Source organism: Janthinobacterium sp. 1_2014MBL_MicDiv (assembly GCF_001865675.1).
Lineage (GTDB): Bacteria > Pseudomonadota > Gammaproteobacteria > Burkholderiales > Burkholderiaceae_D > Janthinobacterium.
In genome coordinates this window covers 3,063,761-3,081,793 of sequence record NZ_CP011319.1, presented here as the reverse complement: position 1 = coordinate 3,081,793, position 18,033 = coordinate 3,063,761, and the positions used below count along the sequence as shown (strand labels likewise).

The 18,033-nt window shown below is 65.5% G+C and carries 13 protein-coding genes; 6 read left to right on the top strand and 7 right to left on the bottom strand.

Going from position 1 to position 18,033, the window contains the following annotated elements:
• Positions 1-5 precede the first annotated feature (5 nt).
• Positions 6-818 carry a ferritin-like domain-containing protein gene (locus tag YQ44_RS13445; protein WP_071323807.1) on the top strand — a complete coding sequence of 271 codons (813 nt, stop codon included), beginning with the start codon at positions 6-8 and terminating at the stop codon, positions 816-818.
• A 24-nt stretch (positions 819-842) separates the two neighbouring features.
• On the opposite strand, the gene YQ44_RS29545 is transcribed toward YQ44_RS13445, so the two are convergent.
• Positions 843-4,286 (bottom strand): hypothetical protein, encoded by a 3,444-nt coding sequence (locus YQ44_RS29545; RefSeq protein ID WP_071323806.1) that lies wholly within the window; start codon positions 4,284-4,286, stop codon positions 843-845.
• Positions 4,287-4,588: 302 nt separating this feature from the next.
• Between YQ44_RS29545 and YQ44_RS13435 the strand changes: the two genes are divergently transcribed.
• On the top strand, positions 4,589-4,819 hold the full coding sequence (locus YQ44_RS13435; protein WP_156894827.1) for a hypothetical protein: 231 nt from the start codon (positions 4,589-4,591) through the stop codon (positions 4,817-4,819).
• Here YQ44_RS13435 and YQ44_RS13430 read toward each other — a convergent pair.
• Entirely contained in the window at positions 4,779-5,888 is a 1,110-nt protein-coding gene (locus YQ44_RS13430; RefSeq protein ID WP_071323804.1) for a DNA topoisomerase IB, read from the bottom strand. The two genes, YQ44_RS13435 and YQ44_RS13430, sit on opposite strands and share 41 nt — an antisense overlap.
• A gap of 100 nt (positions 5,889-5,988) precedes the next feature.
• Between YQ44_RS13430 and YQ44_RS13425 the strand changes: the two genes are divergently transcribed.
• Positions 5,989-6,372 carry a YkvA family protein gene (locus YQ44_RS13425; RefSeq protein ID WP_071323803.1) on the top strand — a complete coding sequence of 128 codons (384 nt, stop codon included), beginning with the start codon at positions 5,989-5,991 and terminating at the stop codon, positions 6,370-6,372.
• 15 nt (positions 6,373-6,387) lie between these two features.
• On the opposite strand, the gene YQ44_RS29330 is transcribed toward YQ44_RS13425, so the two are convergent.
• The 4 genes from YQ44_RS29330 to YQ44_RS13410 all read right to left on the bottom strand — a co-directional run bounded on the left by YQ44_RS29330 (position 6,388) and on the right by YQ44_RS13410 (position 10,387).
• Complete coding sequence (locus YQ44_RS29330) at positions 6,388-6,549, bottom strand: hypothetical protein (protein WP_198043933.1); 162 nt, start codon at positions 6,547-6,549, stop codon at positions 6,388-6,390.
• Positions 6,550-6,635: 86 nt separating this feature from the next.
• A complete protein-coding gene (locus YQ44_RS13420; RefSeq protein WP_071323802.1) occupies positions 6,636-7,817 on the bottom strand; it encodes a serine hydrolase domain-containing protein in 1,182 nt (393 codons plus the stop codon).
• A gap of 108 nt (positions 7,818-7,925) precedes the next feature.
• Positions 7,926-9,221 (bottom strand): cation:proton antiporter, encoded by a 1,296-nt coding sequence (locus YQ44_RS13415; protein WP_071323801.1) that lies wholly within the window; start codon positions 9,219-9,221, stop codon positions 7,926-7,928.
• Between the two features lie 50 nt (positions 9,222-9,271).
• Positions 9,272-10,387, bottom strand: coding sequence for a mechanosensitive ion channel family protein (locus tag YQ44_RS13410; protein ID WP_071323800.1), 1,116 nt, complete (start codon positions 10,385-10,387; stop codon positions 9,272-9,274).
• 260 nt (positions 10,388-10,647) lie between these two features.
• On the opposite strand from YQ44_RS13410, the gene YQ44_RS13405 reads away from it, so the two are divergent.
• The 3 genes from YQ44_RS13405 to YQ44_RS13395 are packed head-to-tail and all read left to right on the top strand — an operon-like array spanning position 10,648 to position 15,582.
• The gene (locus YQ44_RS13405; protein ID WP_156894826.1) at positions 10,648-12,921 is read left to right on the top strand and encodes an alpha,alpha-trehalose-phosphate synthase (UDP-forming); all 2,274 of its coding nucleotides are present in this window, start codon (positions 10,648-10,650) and stop codon (positions 12,919-12,921) included.
• The gene (otsB, locus tag YQ44_RS13400) at positions 12,921-13,715 is read left to right on the top strand and encodes a trehalose-phosphatase (protein WP_071323798.1); all 795 of its coding nucleotides are present in this window, start codon (positions 12,921-12,923) and stop codon (positions 13,713-13,715) included. The genes YQ44_RS13405 and otsB overlap by 1 nt, the downstream gene beginning before the upstream one ends.
• Entirely contained in the window at positions 13,699-15,582 is a 1,884-nt protein-coding gene (locus YQ44_RS13395) for a glycoside hydrolase family 15 protein (RefSeq protein WP_156894825.1), read from the top strand. The genes otsB and YQ44_RS13395 overlap by 17 nt, the downstream gene beginning before the upstream one ends.
• Positions 15,583-15,723: 141 nt before the next feature.
• Here YQ44_RS13395 and YQ44_RS13390 read toward each other — a convergent pair whose 3' ends face one another.
• Entirely contained in the window at positions 15,724-18,027 is a 2,304-nt protein-coding gene (locus YQ44_RS13390) for a TonB-dependent receptor (protein WP_232251281.1), read from the bottom strand.
• Positions 18,028-18,033: the final 6 nt, after the last annotated feature.

Genomic DNA, 18,033 nt, shown 5'->3' with positions numbered 1-18,033 from the left:
GTCCCATGCAGCCATCTCCACTGATCCCCACGCCGCCGCAGGAATTGCGCGCGTATGCGCTCGCCTGCCTGCTCGAACCGGACCCGGCGACGAAGGTGGCGATGGTGGCGGCCATGGCCGAGGCGCCACTCCCGCTGGATGCGCGATCGCCGCTGGCGCCAGGCGGACCCGTGCCGGGCCGTCCCGAGCGCCCGGAACTGGTGCCGCCGCGCCTGGTGGGGCGGCGTTCGATGATTACGCCGGAAGGGCGCGCCATGCTCGTGCACGCGCTCGCGCATATCGAGTTCAATGCCATGAACTTGGCGCTCGACGCCCTGTGGCGCTTCCCGGACCTGCCGGCCGAGTACTACACGGACTGGCTGCGCGTGGCAAAGGAGGAAGCCACGCACTTCGCCATGCTGCAGGCGCACCTGCAGGTGCTCGGTCACACGTATGGCGATTTTCCCGGACACGACAGCCTGTGGGAAATGGTCGACAAGACGCGCGGCGACGTGCTGGCGCGCATGGCGCTGGTGCCGCGCACCCTGGAAGCGCGGGGCCTGGACGCGATTCCGCCGCTGCGCGCCAAGCTGGCGCAGGCGGGAGATATGGCGGCCGCCGCCATCCTCGACATCATCCTGCGCGACGAGGTGGGCCACGTCGAGATCGGCAACCGCTGGTATGGCTACCTGTGCGACCGGCGCGGCCTGGAATTGCGCGCCACCTATGCCGAGCTGGCGCTGCGCTACGAGGCGCCGACCCTGCGCGGCCCGTTCAACCTGGAAGCGCGGCGCCGGGCCGGGTTTTCGGAACTCGAATTGTCCGACTTGCCTGGCTGAACATGCCAGACGCCGCCGGGTCGCTCAGGGATGGGCCGTCAGGCTCAGGTGCCAATGGCTCAGGTGGGCGGGATCGATGCTCACCTTGGCCGGCTTGGCCCAGGCCCCCGCGCCCGGTATCAAGCCCTTGGGCGGGTTGGCAAAGCGGCCATCGACGAGGGCCAGCTTGACGAAACTGTGGCCGATGTAGATGACGCGCGTGTCGGCGGCGGCCGCTTCCAGCGTCAGCATGGCGCGGTTGGCCGTGATCCACGCCACCAGCAGGGCCAGTCTCGGCTTGTTCACCTGGCCGGCCGCCACTTCCGCCTGTGCATCATCGATCAGCTTGCGAATGCCGGCGCCGTTGCCCTGGCCGCCCAGCGTATCGGCGTAGCCGCCCGCGCCGTCCGCGTAGCGCATGTCGATCTGCTGACCATCGCTGTGGCCGCTGTGCCCGAGGATGGAGCGGCCTGCCGCCGTTTGCGTCACGTGCTGGCCGCTGATGTCGTCGAAACGGTAGGGCTTGTTCAGCAGCCAGGCGATCGTCAGCCGGGTGGCCCAGGAATCGCCGCCGGCATCGCGCGAGCCGTAGCGCCGCGCCGCCAGCGCCGCCTCGTTGTTGGCCAGGTACAGCGGGATGAAGGCCGTGTCGCCCTTCAAGTCCACCTGTCCGCCCTCGTTCGGATCGGACGTCGCTTCGGTGCCGTTGATCTGCCCCTTCAGGCGGATGGTGACGACGGCCTTCTTGTCGATCTTGGCGCCGGCAAAGGTGGGCAGGACCAGGCCCGGGAACTTGACCTTGCCGGGATTCTTGGTGTTTGCCTGGGCCAACAGGTTGTCTGCGCTGAAGGACGGGTTGCCGCCGCTGGCGGAAATGCCGATGTTGACTTCCGTAATGGTGGCCGCCGCCGGCGTGTACTGCAGTTCCAGCGGCACCGTGTGGGTGGGCGTGGTGGCTCCCTGCGACACGGAGACATAGGGGCCCGGCAAGTTGCCCGCTACCCTGATCGGTTGCAAGATGGGATGGGCATCCTTGTTCGGCGACAGGAATCTTGCCTTGGTGATTTTCAGGCCCTTGCACACCAGGCTCAGCTCCACCCGAGTAACCGTCGGCAGCAGGTTGTCGCCGATATTCGTGGCGCTGACACCGCCGCCGACGGCCAGCGGGCCATTCTGCGTTTGCTTGCTGACATCGATGCAATCGGTCCTGACGATGGTGCCTTGCGTGAAGTGCGACTGGTTCACGGCGCCGGCCGCCGCCAGGTTGGCGCCGGGCAAGCCGACCACGGAATACGACCAGGTATCGTTGTAGCGGCTTTGCTGCGTCGTGTACACGGGATATTCGGCGGTGCTGACGGTGATCTTCACCCCCACGTTTTTCGTGCCCTTCGGTACCGTGTAGACGATGGGCGTGGTCATGGTGTTGTTTTGTGCGGCCGCCGTGGCGCTGAAGGTCTGGCTGCCTTCGTCATCGAGGGGCGTGGCGTCCGGCGGCGCGGCGCCCGCGCCCGTGTCCGCGTCCGTTCCGCCGCGCGCCGACGGCGCGGCGCCATCCTGCGTCACCGTGCCGGCCGTATAGGTGTTCGCGGCGGCCGGCGGCGCCAGGGCCGTCGCGAACGGATAGACGATGCCGACGTTGACCGTTGTGCTGCCAGGAAAGACGGCGGCGCTGATGCTGACCACGTTCGGATGCTCGAGGTCGTTCAGGGTCAGCTGGTAGGTGTCCGGGATGACGCCGTCGAAACGGAAGGCGCCCGTGGCGTCGATCACGGCCACGCGGCGTTGGTGGGAGTTATAGCCGGTGAGCAAGATTTTCTTGCCGGCCAGGCCCGCCGCATTGCCGCCCGCCGGCGTGCGCATCTGTCCCAGCAGCACGGTATTGGATTTGATGACGCTCAAGGCGTACGACACGGCAAATTCGCCATCCTCCGACACGAAGTTGAGATTCATGTCGAGCGCGCCGGACGGCAGGACGGCCAGCAGCTGCTGCATGGCCGTGGCGCCGATGGTGAAGCTGCCCGTGTCGGGATGGAAGACCCAGTAGGACTTCAGGCTGATGGCGGGGCCGCCGGGTGCGGCCAGGAAGCCGTCGCTGTCATTCTGCAGGGCCATCGCCGGCGCGCCGCTGAGGCGAAAGGCCAGGCCATCCGCCTGCAGCGTATTGTTCGCTCCCAGGCCCGTGATGGCCAGCTGGGGCGGGGTGGGCGGCAGGCTGCCATCGTCGAGCGGCTCGACATAGGTTTCCACTGCCGTCGGCAATTCTGTCTGGATCAACACATCGAAGACCGAGACCGCGCCGCCCTTGCTAATGAACAATTGCGCGTGCTGGTCGACACCCGTATCGCCGGGCGTGGAAAAGCGCAGGGTGCCATCCCTGAGCAGTACGTCGCTGATGGCGCCGCTGGCCTTGACGCTGTCTGCACCGTCCGGCAACCCCAGCTCGGCCAGCGACAGGACCACCACCTGCGCCGGCCGCACGGCATCGAGCGCCACGCTGTCGACGGCCGTGATATTCCAGATGAGGCCGCCCAGCTCGAACGGACGCGTGCGGTTGATGCGCAGCACGACGACGTCGGTGGCGGTGACCGTCGCGCCTGCCGCGATGCTGCCGACCTGGACGTCGCCGTCAACGACGGTGGCGCCGGCTGGAATGCCGGCAAGGACGGCGTGCACATTGTTTGCCGTCTCGCTGCCATTGTTGCGGATGCTGATGCGAAACGTGTATTCGTAGATTCTGCGGTTGATGCGCCGCTCCGCCGTCTTGCGCAGCGAGGTGACGTCAAAAGGGCCGACGGCAACGCTGGGCGCCGTGGCAGTCGTCGCCTCCATGGCGGCCGCTGCCGCATCCTTGCCTGTCAGCGCATCTTTGTCCGCTGCCGCCTCCATGTCCGCCGCCAGCATGACTTTCGGCGTGGGCGGCTGCGTCGGATCGTTGGAGCCGCCGCAGGCGCACAGGCTCGCCGCCAGCGCGACGACGGCCAGTTGCCGGCGCCGCAGGCACAGCATGGCCAGCACGCCGGCCAGCAGCAGGCAGGGCGTGGCGGGCAGGGGTACCGCTTGCGTGCTGCCCGTGTCGAGTTCGATGAAGGAAACGGGATCGAGAACGACGAACAGCTGGGGGCCGGGGCTGCCTACGCCCAGATAATCGAAGGTGACGGAAAAGCCCGTTGCCGTGGCGCCGGGAGCGATGCTGCCCGCCAGCGCCAGTGCGTCGAGGTAGCCGCTGTCGGGAATGGCGGGATCGGGCTGCACCAGCAAGAAGTCCCAACCGGGCGCCGTGGAAACGTTTTGCAGGTTGATGTAGGGGCCCACGCTGAAGAAGACGGTGAATTCCTCGATGGGCACGGCCAGCGTGGTATTGCTGACGGTATAGTCGTAGCGCCACTGCGTGCCGCCCAGGGCGGTAGCCGTGTAGCCGATGCTGGTGGCGTGCGCGGCGCTCATCGCGCACAGCAGCAGCGCCAGCAGCGTTTGTTTGATGACGTTCATGATTGTCCCCCCGTTTGCTGGCGCCAAGCGTGCCCAGGCAAGAGGTCAAGCAGGAAGCGTTCCTGAATAAAAAGTCCTTCTGAAACAAGGGGTTGAAGGCTGGTGGAGGCGTGCTGCGCATGAGCGTGTCAATTGTACCGACACGCATGGCCGCGGCGCGCCGTTATCGGGCTGTCACGATGGCCGGGCGCTGTCAGCGCTGTCCTACCCAGCTTGTCGAAATCGTCTGATTGTATGCCTTACGGAAACACGCGATGATCGTGTTCATGCTGCAACAGCCAACCATTCCGACGGAGTATGCGATGCACAAGCGAGCCGAGCCAAGCCATTTGAACAAGCCATTCCTGCTGATCTGCCTGTTTACGGTGTCGACCCTGGCCGCTACGCTGATCAATACGGACGAAACGCAGCCGACCGAAGGCGAGAGCGCGCCGGCGCCCGTGGCGCGCGATGCGGGCCATGGCGCCATGCCGTTGTGCAACGGCGACGCGTTCAAGCTGTCGGCGCAGTGCCAGCCGCGGCGCGCGGCCTGACGCCGGCCTGGTCCTTCGCCTCGCCCTGCAAGCGTTGTTGCAGCAAGGCCAGCACGGCCGCTTCTTCCGGCGCCAGCGCCGGCAAGTCCTCCTGCAGTTGCTGCCGCGCCCGCGCGCGCATGCCTTCCAACAGACTGCCATCCAGATACGCTTCCAGCACGGCCGGGTGCACATAGCACTTGCGGCAGATGGTCGGCGTGTTGCCCAGCTTTTTCGCCACCGACTCGATCGCCTGCACGATGTTCTTCTTGGCTTGCGCATCGGAATCGACCAGTTCGAATGCCTGCAGCGCCAGCGCGGCCAGCAGGGTGCCGGCCCAGGTGCGGAAATCCTTGGCCGTATAGTCCTCGCCCGTCACTTCGCGCAGGTAGTCATTGACCGCGCCCGAATCGACGCCGTGGCGCTCGCCCGCGTCGTCGACATACTGAAACAGTTCCTGCCCCGGCAGCTCGCGCATGCGCTGCAGCACTCTGGCCAGGCGGCGGTCGCTGAGGCGGATATCGTGGCGCACGCCGCTCTTGCCCTTGAAATGGAAGGCCACGGCGCTGCCATCGACCTGCACGTGGCGCGTGCGTAAGGTGGTCAGGCCGAACGACTTGTTCGTGCGTGCATATTCCTCGTTGCCGATGCGCATCATCGTCAATTCCAGCAGATGCACGATGGTGGCCAGCACTTTTTCCCGCGGCAAGCCGGGCAGCTGCATGCCGCGCGCGACGGCGGCGCGGATGGCGGGCAGGGCCTTGCCAAAGCTGAGCATGCGTTCATATTTCACTTCGTCGCGCACCTGGCGCCAGCGCGCATGGTAGCGGTACTGCTTGCGGCCGCGCGCATCGCGCCCCGTCGCCTGCAGGTGGCCGTTGGCGCGCGCACAGATCCACACATCGGTCCAGGCGGGCGGAATGGCCAGCGCCTTGATGCGCGTCAAGGTGTCGTCGTCGCGCACGGCCTGGCCGTCCGCGTCCACATAGCGGAACTTGGCCGGTTTGCCCAGGCGGACGAGGCCGGGCTGGTGGTCGCCCGTGTAGCGCAGGCCGGCGGCCCTGGCGGTGGTGGTGGCGGAGATATCCATGTTTTTCCTATGCAGGCGTTGCCGGGGTGCCGCGCAACTGGCGCGCTCTTATGCTAAGGTGCGCATTCGTAAAGCCGTGCGCGGCAGACAGGAGCAGCAGATGTTTGGCAGAAGAAAAAATCTCGAGCAAGACCACGCCCCCCAGGCCGACAAGCAGTATGAAAAGAAATATACGGATGACAGCTTCTGGGACAAGGTGGTCAAGTTCGCCAAGACGGCAGGGCGCGAAGTCATCGAAAAGGCCTTGTGGCTGTACTACGCCGCCCAGCAGCCGAATACGCCGCTGTGGGCCAAGACGGCCATCTATGGCGCGCTCGGCTATTTCATTTCGCCCATCGATGCGATTCCCGACATCACGCCCGTGGTCGGCTATGCGGATGACCTGGCCGTGCTGGCGGCGGCCGTCGCCACGGTGGCCACCTACATCACGGCTGACGTCAAGCAGCGCGCGGCCGAGAAGCTGCGCGGCTGGTTCGGCGCCTAGCCGGGGCGGCCCTGGCTAGGCGGCCGCTGCCGGCTGGCCCTTGACGGCATTGCGGTACCTGGCCCTGGCTTCGGCTTTCTTCACGGCTTCGCGGGCGATGTTGTCCGCCTTGATGCGGGCCTTTTCGCTCTTGCTGCGCTGTTGCGCCACGTCCTTGTTGCCGATGCGATTCGTCATGCCGCTCTCCTGTGATTGGTCGGTGTGACCCAGCATACCGGCTCGACCACCGATCACCGTGCGCCGCCCCACATAGCGCGAGCTTCCTAGACCCTGGCCGGTTTGCCGGCGCCGTGCGCCAACAGGCGCCGCACGACTTCTTTCTGGAACGAGCGGAACTCCTTGTCGGCGCTGATGTTGGCGAAGGCCAGCACGGCCGTCTTGCTGGCGCGGTCGACGCAGACGATGGACGCCGCGCCCGGGTCGCCGCCGCTGTGCGTGGCCAGCGGCGTGCCGTCGACATCGCGCAATTGCCAGACCAGGGCCTGGCGCAGCGCGGGATCGGCTGGCGTGATCGCGGCCGCTTGCGGTGCAAAGAACAGTTGCAGGGTGGCATCTTGCAAATAGCGGTGGCCATCGACCCGGCCGCCATTGCTGAAGATGGCCAGGAAACGGGCGTAGTCATGCGCGGAACTGCGCAGCAGGCCGGCCGGCCAGTCCGGGTAGCCGACGGGCGGCAGCAGTTGCAGGCCCGGTTCCTTGTGTGCATACGGCTGGGCCAGGACGGCGCGGCGCGGCAAGCCGGCCAGGCTCCACGCGGTGCGGTCCATGCCCAGCGGCTCGAACAGGTGCTCGTAGGCGTAGGTGTCGAGGCCGTCGGGGTTCAGGCGGCCCACCAGATAACCGAGCAGGGCCACGCCGACATTGCTGTAGCGCCATTCCGTGCCGGGGCGGGCGGCAAACGACAGGTCCGCGTCATACCAGGCGCCGCCGCGCGACAGATAGCCCTTGACGAAGTCGCGCAAGGGCAGGCGCGGGTCGCCCTGCACGGCAAACGCCGTCGTCTTTTCATACACGGCGTCGGAAATGCCCGAGGTGTGGCTCAGCAAATGGCGGAAGGTGATGGGCACGTCGGGAAACTTCGGATGCATGAGCGGGAAGTCCAGGTAGGCCGACACCTTGTCGTCGAGCTGGAAGGCGCCCTGTTCCAGCAGCATCATGATGGCCGTGGCAGTGACGAGCTTGCTGACGGACGCCACGTGGAACGCCGTGTCGGCATCGGCCTTCTTGCCGGCCTCGATGTCGGCCCAGCCATAGCCGCGCGCGAAGAGGGTTTGCTCGCCGCGCACCACGGCCACGCTCATGCCCGGCGTCTCCGTGCGCGCCAGGCCGTCGTGCATGAAGCTGTCAAATTCCTTTTCCCATTCCAGCCTGGCCGGATCGGTGGCGCAGCCGCCTTGCAGCAGGGCCAGCGAGACGCCCAGTCCCAGCACGCTTCTACGTTTCATTGCTTCTCTCTTTGCCGTTTTTAATTATCTTAACAACATTTCCGCAAGATATAGGTCTAATTGGCAAATCATTGCTGTGAAGCAATGACAATGGCGCCGCATGACGGCCTATTTGCGCCAGTAGCGCGCGAACAGGGGCTTGACGGTGAGGCCGTGCGCGACGATGGACAGGATGATGACGACGATGGTGATATTCGCCAGTTCGTGCGCCAGCCGGGGCGGCAAGCCGTGGGCGATCGCATAGCACAGGTAGTACATGGAGCCGATGCCGCGCACGCCGAACCAGGCGGCCAGGCCCCGCAGGCGCAGGCTGGTGCCGGATCCCAGCAGGCCGAGCATGACGCTGCACGGGCGCGCCACCAGCAGCAGGAACAGGCCCGCGCTCCACGCCTGCCAGCTCCACGCGGCGGCCGTGACGGCGCCGCCCAGCAACAGCACCAAGGTCAGTTCGGACAGGCGCTCCAGGTGTTCCTTGAAGACCAGCGATTCGCCGCTGACGGTCAGCGGTGCCGCGTTGTCGTGCGGCTTGACGGCCGAACCGCCATGCACGTCCTCGGCCTGCAGCAAGCCCTGGCGGTCTTTCGGGGCGCCGGCCAGCACCAGTTCCGTCTGGCGCAGGGCCACGCCGGCGAAGAACACGGCCAGGAAGCCCCACGCGTGCAGCCAGGTGGCCAGGCCATACACGAGGGCGATCAAGCCCAGTCCCGCCAGGTCGTCGAGCACTTCGTGTTTCGGCTCCTTGCCGCGCACCTGCCAGCCCAGCCAGGCCAGCAGCGCGCCGCCGGCCGCGCCCAGGGCGATGGCGCCCGCGCTGGCCCACAGCAGGTCGCGCCACAGCCAGGTGCCGCCGCCCGGGCCCAGTTCATGCAGGCCCAGCAAGCCCAGGCCCAGCATGACGAAGGGAAAGCCGCTGCCATCGTTCATGCCCGCTTCGCTGGTCAGGGTAAAGCGCAGCTGTTCGCTGTCGCCCGCGTGGCGCACCTGCACGTCGGTGGCCAGCACGGGGTCGGTGGGCGCGAGGATGGCGCCCAGCAGCACGCCGGCGCCCAGCGGCAAGCCCAGTACCAAACAGGAAAACGTGGCCACGAGGGCCACGGAGATGGCCATCGACAGCCAGGCCAGGCGCAGCGATGGCAGCCAGCGCGCCAGGCTGAACGGCACGGGCATTTTCACGCCGGCGGAAAACAGGGAGATGAGGACGGCAATTTCCGCCAGGGTTTCCAGCAGCGGTGCCTGCTTGACGAGGTCGAGCGAGAACAGGCCGAGGAACATGGGGCCCAGCAGCAGGCCCACGCCCAGGTAAGCCATGGCCGAGGTAAACGGCAGGCGCGCGATGCTGGCGGCTCCGAGGCCGCGCGCCAGCATCATGCAGCCGATCAGGATGAACCAGGCGGTGGTGCTCATGCGCCTTATTCTAGCGGCAGGTGGGCGCGGGCAGCGCGCCGCAGGTTTTTCTAGGCCTTGTGCAGCGAGACGCTATCGTTCTGCGCCTGCATCTCGCGCACCTCGATCGGGTCGTGCGTGGAGCGCAGGCGCGGCAGGCCGTGCGGATAGTTGGCCGTGATGAAGGCCAGCATCTGCTCGCGCACGATGCAGCGCAGCTCGAAGGCCGTGCCCGAATCTTGCGCGCTGATCAGGAAGCGCACGCGCACGGCCCGTTCGTTCGAGTCCGTCGCCTGCACGGTGCAGACGCGCCGGTCCCATTGCGGCGCCGCTTCGCAGATGCGCGCGAGTTCGGCGCGAAGCGGCTCGAGCGGAATGCTGAAATCGAGCCACAGGAACACCGTGCCCAGCAGGGTTGACGAGCTGTGTGTCCAGTTCTCGAACGGATTTTCGATGAACCACTGCAGCGGCACGATCAGGCGGCGCTCGTCCCACACGCGCACGACCACGTACGTGCCCTTGATTTCCTCGACCTTGCCCCATTCGCCATTGACGATCAGCACGTCATCGATGCGGATCGGTTGCGAAAACGCAATCTGCAGGCCGGCGATGAAATTGCCGAGCACGGGGCGGGCGGCGATACCGGCCACCAGGCCCGCCACGCCGGCCGACGCCAGCAGGCTGGCGCCGATCTGGCGCGCGCCGGGCAGGGTCAGCAAGACGAAAGCCAGGCCCAGGATGACGACGATGGCGTGCGCGCTGCGCGTCAGCACGCGGGCCTGGGTGATCAGGCGGCGCGCGCGCAGGTTGTCGGCCACGTCGACGGGGTTGACTTCGGAAATCGTGATGGAGAGTGCCTGGATGCATTGCATGGCCAGCCAGGTCAGCGCGATGATCAGCGCCACGCTGGTGACATGCGACATGGCCAGCAAGCCCGGCGTGTCGTCGGGCGCGCCGGCCAGCACCATGCGCAGGCCGAAGACGATCACGCACAGCTGGCTGGCGCGGAAGGCCACGCGCGTGGCGTTGGTGGTGAACGGGCGGCCGTTGGCCAGTCTTTTCAGCAAGCCGATGCCGGCCCGGTGCACGCCGATGGCGACCAGGGTGACGAGCAGGGCGGAAACGAGCACGGTCAGCGCCGAGCGCAGCGGGCCTCCCATCAGCGAGTGAAACGTGCTGAGATCCATAGGCGAAAACTCCTTGTAGTTAAGTGAAATGGATGTCGGAACGTTCTATTTTACGGGCAGACGAGAAAGCGGGGACGTGCGTTGCCGAACGGATAAGGTCGCCATGCAGGTAGATACTGGAAGCAATTGCTGCGGTGCGCCATCCCACGCTGACGTTTCGATACGGAAAGCAAACGGGCGTCGCCGTACTGGAAACATAGTCATACTTGCCATGCTTTTTGTGTTTGCAAAGGAAAACGATGATAGTACGATCACTCCGAATGTCCTTGCGCTTCATCCTGCCGCTGGCCCTGGTGCTGGGATTGTTTGCTTATATCGTGGTACCCCTGTTGGACAATATCACCCTGCGCTGGTATGTGCGCGACCTCGACAGCCGGGCGGAATTGCTCGCTGGCACGCTCCGACCCTCGCTCACCGAATACCTGCCCGCCCACGACGCCAGCCGCATCGGCGAACTGTTCCAGGGCGCCACGCGCGACGAACGCCTGATCGCCATCGGCTTTTGCGACAACGCGGGCCACTTGCTCTACCAATCCCTCGAGTACCCCGCTTCGATCGGCTGCTGGAGCACGCCATCGACGGGTGGCCTGTACAAATCGCTCGCGCAATTGCCGCAAGGCCAGGTCCACATCAGCGAAACGCCCGTCATGCAGGATGCGTCGCAGTTGGGCCGCCTCGTGCTGGTGCAGGACATGAGCTTTGTCGAGCGCCGCAATACCGATACCAAGCGCTTCATCTTTGCCTTCCTGGCCGTGCTGGCCGTGCTGATTTCCCTGATGACCGTGTTCGTGGCGCACCTGAGCTGGCGCGGCTGGCTGGCGGCCGTGAAGGATATCCTGCGCGGTGAATTGCTGACGAAAAAGAACCTGGCCGCGCCCGCCGATGCGGCCAGCGCACCGGCCGCCACGCCGGCCCCGCCGCCGGAAATGCAGCCGCTGATCGGCGACTTGCGCGAATTGCTGCAGGAATACCATCTGGAGCGCCAGGGCGATAATGGCTGGTCGTCGGACTGGACGCCGGAAAAGCTGCGCGCCCTGCTCGAAGCGGACCTGGCGGGCGACCAGGTGCTGGTGGTGTCGAACCGCGAACCGTATATCCACACCAAAACGGAAGCTGGTATTGCCGTGCAGCGCCCGGCCAGCGGCCTGGTGACGGCCGTGGAAGCGGTGATGCGCGCCTGTTCCGGCACCTGGATCGCGCACGGCGCCGGCTCGGCCGACCGCGAGACCGTGGATAAGCTCGACCACGTGCCCGTGCCGCCCGACAACCCCAGCTACACCTTGCGCCGCGTGTGGCTGACGGAAGAGGAAGAGCAGGGCTATTATTATGGTTTCGCCAATGAAGGCATGTGGCCGCTATGCCACATCGCCCACGTGCGCCCCGTGTTCCGCTCGTCCGACTGGGAGCAGTACGTGAAGGTTAACCGCCGCTTTGCCGACGCCGTGATCGCCGAGGCGAAGACGGACAACCCCGTCGTGCTGGTGCAGGATTATCACTTTGCCTTGCTGCCGCGCATGGTGCGCGAAGCCTTGCCGAAGGCGACGATTATCACTTTCTGGCATATCCCGTGGCCGAACTCGGAATCGTTCGGCATTTGTCCGTGGCGCGAGGAAATCCTCGATGGCTTGCTGGGCAGTACCATCCTCGGCTTCCACACGCCATTTCACCGCAAGAATTTCCTCGAAACGGTGGACCGCTATCTGGAAACGCGCATCGAGCCGGAAGCGTCGGTGATTTCCTACGGCGGCGAGATGACGCAGGTCGAGGATTACCCGATTTCCATCGCCTGGCCCGACGACAGTCCCGGACAGCCCGACGTGGCCAGCTGCCGCGCGCAGATTCGCGGTGAACTGGGCGTGGCATCGGACCACCTGCTGGGCATCGGCGTCGACCGCCTCGATTACACGAAAGGCATCGTCGAGCGCTTCCAGGCCGTCGAGCGCATGCTGGAACAGCAGCCTGGCATGGTGGGGAACTTCACGTTTGTGCAGATCGCCGCGCCCAGCCGCGCTTCGCTCGATGAATATCAAAGCTTCGATGCCAGGGTGCGCAAGATGGTCGAACGCATCAACCGCCGTTTCGGCAGCGGCAACTATGTGCCCATCCTGCTGAAGGCCGAGCACCACGGCCAGGACGATTTGCAGCACTATTTCCGCGCGTCCGAAGTGTGCATGGTGACGAGCTTGCATGACGGCATGAACCTGGTGGCCAAGGAGTTCATTGCCGCGCGCGACGACGAGATGGGCGTGCTGGTGCTGTCGCAATTCACGGGCGCCGCGCGCGAGCTGCACGAGGCGCTGATCATCAACCCGTATCACATCGAGCAGGGCGCCGACGCCCTGTACCGCGCCCTCGTGATGCCGCCCGTGGAACAGCGCGAGCGCATGAAGAGCATGCGGGCCAGAGTCAAGCATTTCAATGTCTACCGCTGGGCCGGGCGCATGCTGCTCGACGCGGCCCGCCTGCGCCAGCGCGACAAGGTCATGACCAAGATCGACGCCCACAGCCGCATCAAGCGGCGCAAGGGGATTTGATGGCGACGCATAGTGACGATGGTCAAGCCTTGCTGCAGCTGCTGAGCGCGTCCGGCAGTGCCGTCTTCCTCGATTTCGACGGCACCCTGGTCGACCTGGCGCCCACGCCCGACGGCGTGCGCGTGGCGCCGGGCGTGGCGCACGCGCTGGCGCTGCTGGCCGAACGCCACGGCGGCGCGCTGGCCATCATTTCCGGCCGCCCCGTGGCGCAGATCGACGCCATGCTGGCGCCCTTGCGCCTGCCGGTGGCCGGCGTGCATGGCGTGGAGCGGCGCAGCGCCGATGGCCGCCTGCATCTGGCGCCCACGCCCGACGTGTCGCCCGTGCTGGCGCGCGCCGAGGCGCTGGCGGAGCGCCACCCGGGTTTGCTGGTCGAGCAGAAACGCGGCGCCGTGGCCCTGCATTACCGGCTGGCGCCGCAGCTGGAGCCGCTGTGCGTGCAGGAAATGACGGCGGCCGTGCAAGCGTGCCCCGGGGTTTTGCTATTGCATGGCAAAATGGTCCTGGAAGCCAAGCCGGCCGCCACCGACAAGGGCGGCGCCATCGCCGCCTTCATGGCGGAAACGCCGTTTGCCGGCCGCCAGCCCGTGTTCGCGGGCGATGACACCACCGACGAGGCCGGCTTTGCCCATGTACAACAGGCGGGCGGGCAGGGCGTGAAAGTGGGCAGCGGCCCCAGCGCCGCCGTCCTGCGCCTGGCCAGCCCCGCTGCCTTGCGCGCCGTCTTGCTGCAAGCGGCCTTGCCGGCCGCCCCATCCCCCCATTCAGGAGTAGCCGATGACGACGTCCTATGAGCAGTCCCATGCAACGCCCAGCGGCGCCGCCGGCACGCTGGCCGCTGCCGTCACGGCCACGGCCGCGTCGGCACCTGTCACGCCCATCCAGGCCAGCCTGAACTGCGGCGTGGTGGGCAATTGCGCGTTCAGCGCCCTGATCGACCAGGCAGGGCAGGTCGTCTGGTCGTGCCTGCCCCGTTTCGATGGCGACCCCGTCTTCAACAGCTTGCTGGACGCCTCGGAAAACGGCAGCGTGTGGGGCATCGATATTGAAAACTTTGCCCGCAGCGAACAGTTTTATGAGCCGAACACGGCCGTGCTGCGCACGCGCCTGTACGACACGGACGGGCGCGGCGTGGAAATCACGGATTTCGCGCCCCGCTTTCTCAGCCGCGACCGCATGTTCCGCCCGCTGATGCTGATCCGCCGCGTGCGTCCGCTGGACCGGGCCGTGCGCATCCGCGTGCGCCTGCGTCCCCGCTACGACTGGGGCCGGCTGGCGCCGCAGATCACGCAGGGCAGCCACCACATCCGCTATGTGGGGCCGGAACAGACCCTGCGCCTGAACACGGACGTGTCGCTCAACTATGTCTTGAGTGAAACCTATTTCGTGCTGGGAAGCACCGCCAACTTCCTGCTGGGCCCCGATGAAACCCTGGCCGGCGGCATCGACGAGACGGCGCGCATCTTCGAAAAGGACACCATCAATTACTGGCGCACCTACACGCGCCGGCTGGCCGTGCCGCTGGAATGGCAGGACGTGGTCATCCGCGCCGCCATCACCTTGAAGCTGTCCCTGTATGAAGACACGGGCGCCATCATCGCCGCCATGACCACCAGCATCCCCGAAGCACCGGGCAGCAGCCGCAACTGGGATTACCGCTACTGCTGGCTGCGCGACGCCTTCTTCGTCGTGCGCGCCCTGAACAGCCTGTCCGAAGTGGGCACCATGGAAGAGTATTTGCGCTGGCTGACGAATATCGTCGCCCGTTCGAAGGGCGGCCACATTCAGCCCCTGTACGGCATCGGCCTGGAAGAGCAGTTGCCCGAATCCATGCTCGACCATTTGCCCGGCTACCGCGGCAATGGCCCCGTGCGCGTGGGCAACCAGGCGCAGGAACACTTCCAGCACGATGTGTATGGCAATATCGTGCTCGGTGCAGCGCAGGCTTTCCTCGACCACCGGCTGTTCCACCGGGCCGGCAAGGCGGAGTTTGCCGCGCTGGAAGCCGTGGGCGACCAGGCTTTCCGCCTGCATGCGGAACCGGACGCGGGCATGTGGGAGCTGCGCACGCGGGCCCGCGTGCATACCTCGTCCATGCTGATGAGCTGGGCCGCCTGCGACCGCCTGGCGAAAGTGGCGCACAAGCTGGGCTTGCCCGACCGGGCCGAGCACTGGAGCAGCCGCGCCGTGCTGATCCGCGAACGCCTGCTACGCGAGGCGTGGAGCGAAGAGCGCCAGGCGTTCGCGGAAAGCCTGGGCGGGCGCGATCTCGATGCCTCGGTCCTGCTGATGGCGGAAGTCAACTTCATCGACCCCATGGACCCGCGCTTCATCGCCACCGTCGATGCGCTGGAAGCGTCGCTGTGCGACGGCCCCTACATGCGCCGCTACGAAGCGCCCGACGACTTCGGCAAGCCCGAGACCGCCTTCAATATCTGCACCTTCTGGCGCATCGACGCGCTGGCGCGCATCGGCAGGAAGGACGAGGCGCGCAAGATATTTGAAACGATGTTGATGGCACGCAATCACCTGGGTCTGCTGTCGGAAGACACGCACCCCGTGACGGGCGAGATGTGGGGTAATTTTCCGCAGACGTATTCGATGGTGGGCTTGATCAACTGCGCCGTGCGGCTGTCGGCGCCGTGGGACAGCGCCATTTAAGCATTCCGGTGCGGGTCGCGATGGCGGGCCCGAGAGGCGCCCATGGCTGCGTTGCCTGGGCGTGTCGCAGAGTCGCGCTGACTGCGCCCGCGCGCCCGTGCGGGCGCAGCACCACCGCATGCCGCCCCGCGCCAAGGTCCGTTACAGCCTGGCGTTCACTCCAAGCTGGAAACCCCGGCCTGGCAAGGGCGCGATGTATTTCAGTGGGGAATTATGCGGCCGGGCATCTGCATCGAGCAGGTTGGTGCCGCTGATAAATACCTCGATGCCGGCAAACGGCGCATTCGGCACCCGGATCTCGCGGCTCACCTGGAAGTTCACCATGGTGTAGCCATCGAGCGGGACTTCCTCGCTGACACTCTTGCCCAGGTACTGCTGCTTGTCGTAGCGGGTGCCGGAAAGCCTGGTTTTCCAGCCCTTGTTTTCCCACAGCACATTGGCGCCGTAGCGGTTGGTGGGCATATTGGGCAGGTAGGCGCCGTCATTGTGCGCGCGCAACTTGTCCGGATTGTCCGCCTTGTTCTTGACCAGGTCGGCGAACACGGAGATGTCCAGCTTGCCGTAGCCGCCAAGCTGCAGCGCCTGGGAAGCGTCGACCTCGAATCCCCTGACCGTCGTATCGGTCTGCTTCCAGTACTTCAAGGGCAGGCGATTCGCCATCTGGGCGCCCGAGTGGCCAAGGTAGAGATAATTCTCGTATTTCATGACGTAGCCGGTTGCGGACAGGTTGAAGCCGCGATGGCCAAACAAGGCGGTGAGCTCGGTATTCCTGGCGCGTTCGGCCTTGAGTTTCTGGTTTCCCTCTTCCTGGGTCATGATCGAATAGTGCCGGTTGCTCGCATACAGCTCATTGACATCGGGTGCCCGTTCCGACGAGGCATAGCGCATCTTCGCACCGAAAAGCGGGCCAAGCTTGGCCGAGGCGCCCAGGCTATAGCTGTTCAGGCTGAACGCCTTGTCCTCGAGTTTGGAGTTGCTCGCATTCCTGGACGTCTTGAATTGGCTCTTGCGTATTTCATGCTCCACTTTTTCATGGCGCAAGCCGGCATCGAAGGTGGCCCAGTCGAAGTCGAGGCTTTCCTTGACGAATAGCGCGCTGCTGACCGTGCTCGTATCGGGCAGGTACAGCTGCGGGCCGCTGCCGGTGATCTCCCGGACCCGATGGCTTAGGCCAAGCAAGCCGCTCAATGGGCCGGCGCGCCGCTGCGCAAGCAGCAGTTCGGCCTGATTGGTGTCGAACTGGTAGTCATTCGCCTTGGCAGCGCCGAGACGTTCTCCCGATGCATTGTTCAGGCGCGACACGCGCAGCTGCGCGCTTTCAAGATACGCAAGGGGATCGCGCAGCAGCGCTTCCAGCGCATATTTATCCTGCTTGATGACGACGCCGACCGGCAGGCCCTCGGCGTAATTCGAGCCGAACGACTGGTTTTCCATGGAAAAGCCCGGGACGCCGTACTTGCTGTCCTTGGTATCGAGGCTGGCGGCCACGTAGCCCCGCTCGAAAAAGTAGGTCGTGCCGACGGCAAAATGGGAATTGCTGGCGTAGCTGTTTCCCAGTTTCTTGTGGTAATCGGGGGTCACATCCTTGTTGATCTTGTTTTGCACCGTCATGGGCGTGCCCGGCACGTAAGCGGGGTTGGCGGGATTGACATAGGTCTTGCGCTGCCAGACGGAGGTCGGGTGATTGGTGTAAAAGGAAAAATCACCGTCCGCCCAGTCCGGATTTTCCGTCATGAACTGGTCGATATACGGTTGCGAGGACTTGTTATAGATCTGCTGGATCCGCGCCTCCTTCTGGCAACTGTCGGCCAGGAAGGTATTCACGCCGCCTTTCACAGGGAACAGCTGGCTGTTGCACACGCCTGCCTTGCTGTTGCCCGGAATAGCGTAATGCCCGATCTTCTGGAATGACATCTGCAGATTGGTCGAGAAGTGCTTGCCATCGTTGAAGTTCATGCGCAAGCCCTGGGCATCGGCATCGTTGACGCCCTTGCGCAGGAGCAGTTCCAGGTCCTTCTCCTTGTCTTCCATCTTCCTGGACACGATGCCGGAGTCGACGTCGACGCTGCCGCCGATGGCATTGCCGCCGTAACGCACGCTGTCCGACGACTTGTTCACGGTGACGCTGCGCACGAAGAGCGGATCGAAAGGGATGTTGATGTCGCCGCTGAGCGCATTCATGCCGAGGATGGACTGGCCGTCTTCCAGGATCTGCACGCGGCTACCGCTCAGGCTGCGAATCACCGGTGCGCCGGCGTTCGGCCCGAACGCGCTGCTTTGTACGCCCGAGACATGTTCGAGCATGCCGCCCAGGGTCCGGTTCTGAAGCTGGTCATTCTCGACGGTGACGATGCTGTCGATGGCGGATGGTCGGTCCGCCCGCACCTTGATGGTCTGCAGGGTGACGTCGTCCGCCGCGTAGGCGATCGGGGCGGTGGACAGCATGGCGGC

What these genes read in the sequence shown, in the direction of transcription:
- YQ44_RS29545 (WP_071323806.1), bottom strand. Translation starts at nt 4,286, where the DNA reads ATGAACGTCATCAAACAAACGCTGCTGGCGCTGCTGCTGTGCGCGATG.
- YQ44_RS13425 (WP_071323803.1), top strand. Translation starts at nt 5,989, where the DNA reads ATGTTTGGCAGAAGAAAAAATCTCGAGCAAGACCACGCCCCCCAGGCC.
- YQ44_RS13445 (WP_071323807.1), top strand. Translation starts at nt 6, where the DNA reads ATGCAGCCATCTCCACTGATCCCCACGCCGCCGCAGGAATTGCGCGCG.
- YQ44_RS13405 (WP_156894826.1), top strand. Translation starts at nt 10,648, where the DNA reads ATGTCCTTGCGCTTCATCCTGCCGCTGGCCCTGGTGCTGGGATTGTTT.
- YQ44_RS13395 (WP_156894825.1), top strand. Translation starts at nt 13,699, where the DNA reads ATGACGACGTCCTATGAGCAGTCCCATGCAACGCCCAGCGGCGCCGCC.
- YQ44_RS29330 (WP_198043933.1), bottom strand. Translation starts at nt 6,549, where the DNA reads ATGACGAATCGCATCGGCAACAAGGACGTGGCGCAACAGCGCAGCAAG.
- YQ44_RS13390 (WP_232251281.1), bottom strand. Translation starts at nt 18,027, where the DNA reads ATGCTGTCCACCGCCCCGATCGCCTACGCGGCGGACGACGTCACCCTG.
- YQ44_RS13415 (WP_071323801.1), bottom strand. Translation starts at nt 9,221, where the DNA reads ATGAGCACCACCGCCTGGTTCATCCTGATCGGCTGCATGATGCTGGCG.
- YQ44_RS13410 (WP_071323800.1), bottom strand. Translation starts at nt 10,387, where the DNA reads ATGGATCTCAGCACGTTTCACTCGCTGATGGGAGGCCCGCTGCGCTCG.
- otsB (WP_071323798.1), top strand. Translation starts at nt 12,921, where the DNA reads ATGGCGACGCATAGTGACGATGGTCAAGCCTTGCTGCAGCTGCTGAGC.
- YQ44_RS13430 (WP_071323804.1), bottom strand. Translation starts at nt 5,888, where the DNA reads ATGGATATCTCCGCCACCACCACCGCCAGGGCCGCCGGCCTGCGCTAC.
- YQ44_RS13420 (WP_071323802.1), bottom strand. Translation starts at nt 7,817, where the DNA reads ATGAAACGTAGAAGCGTGCTGGGACTGGGCGTCTCGCTGGCCCTGCTG.
- YQ44_RS13435 (WP_156894827.1), top strand. Translation starts at nt 4,589, where the DNA reads ATGCACAAGCGAGCCGAGCCAAGCCATTTGAACAAGCCATTCCTGCTG.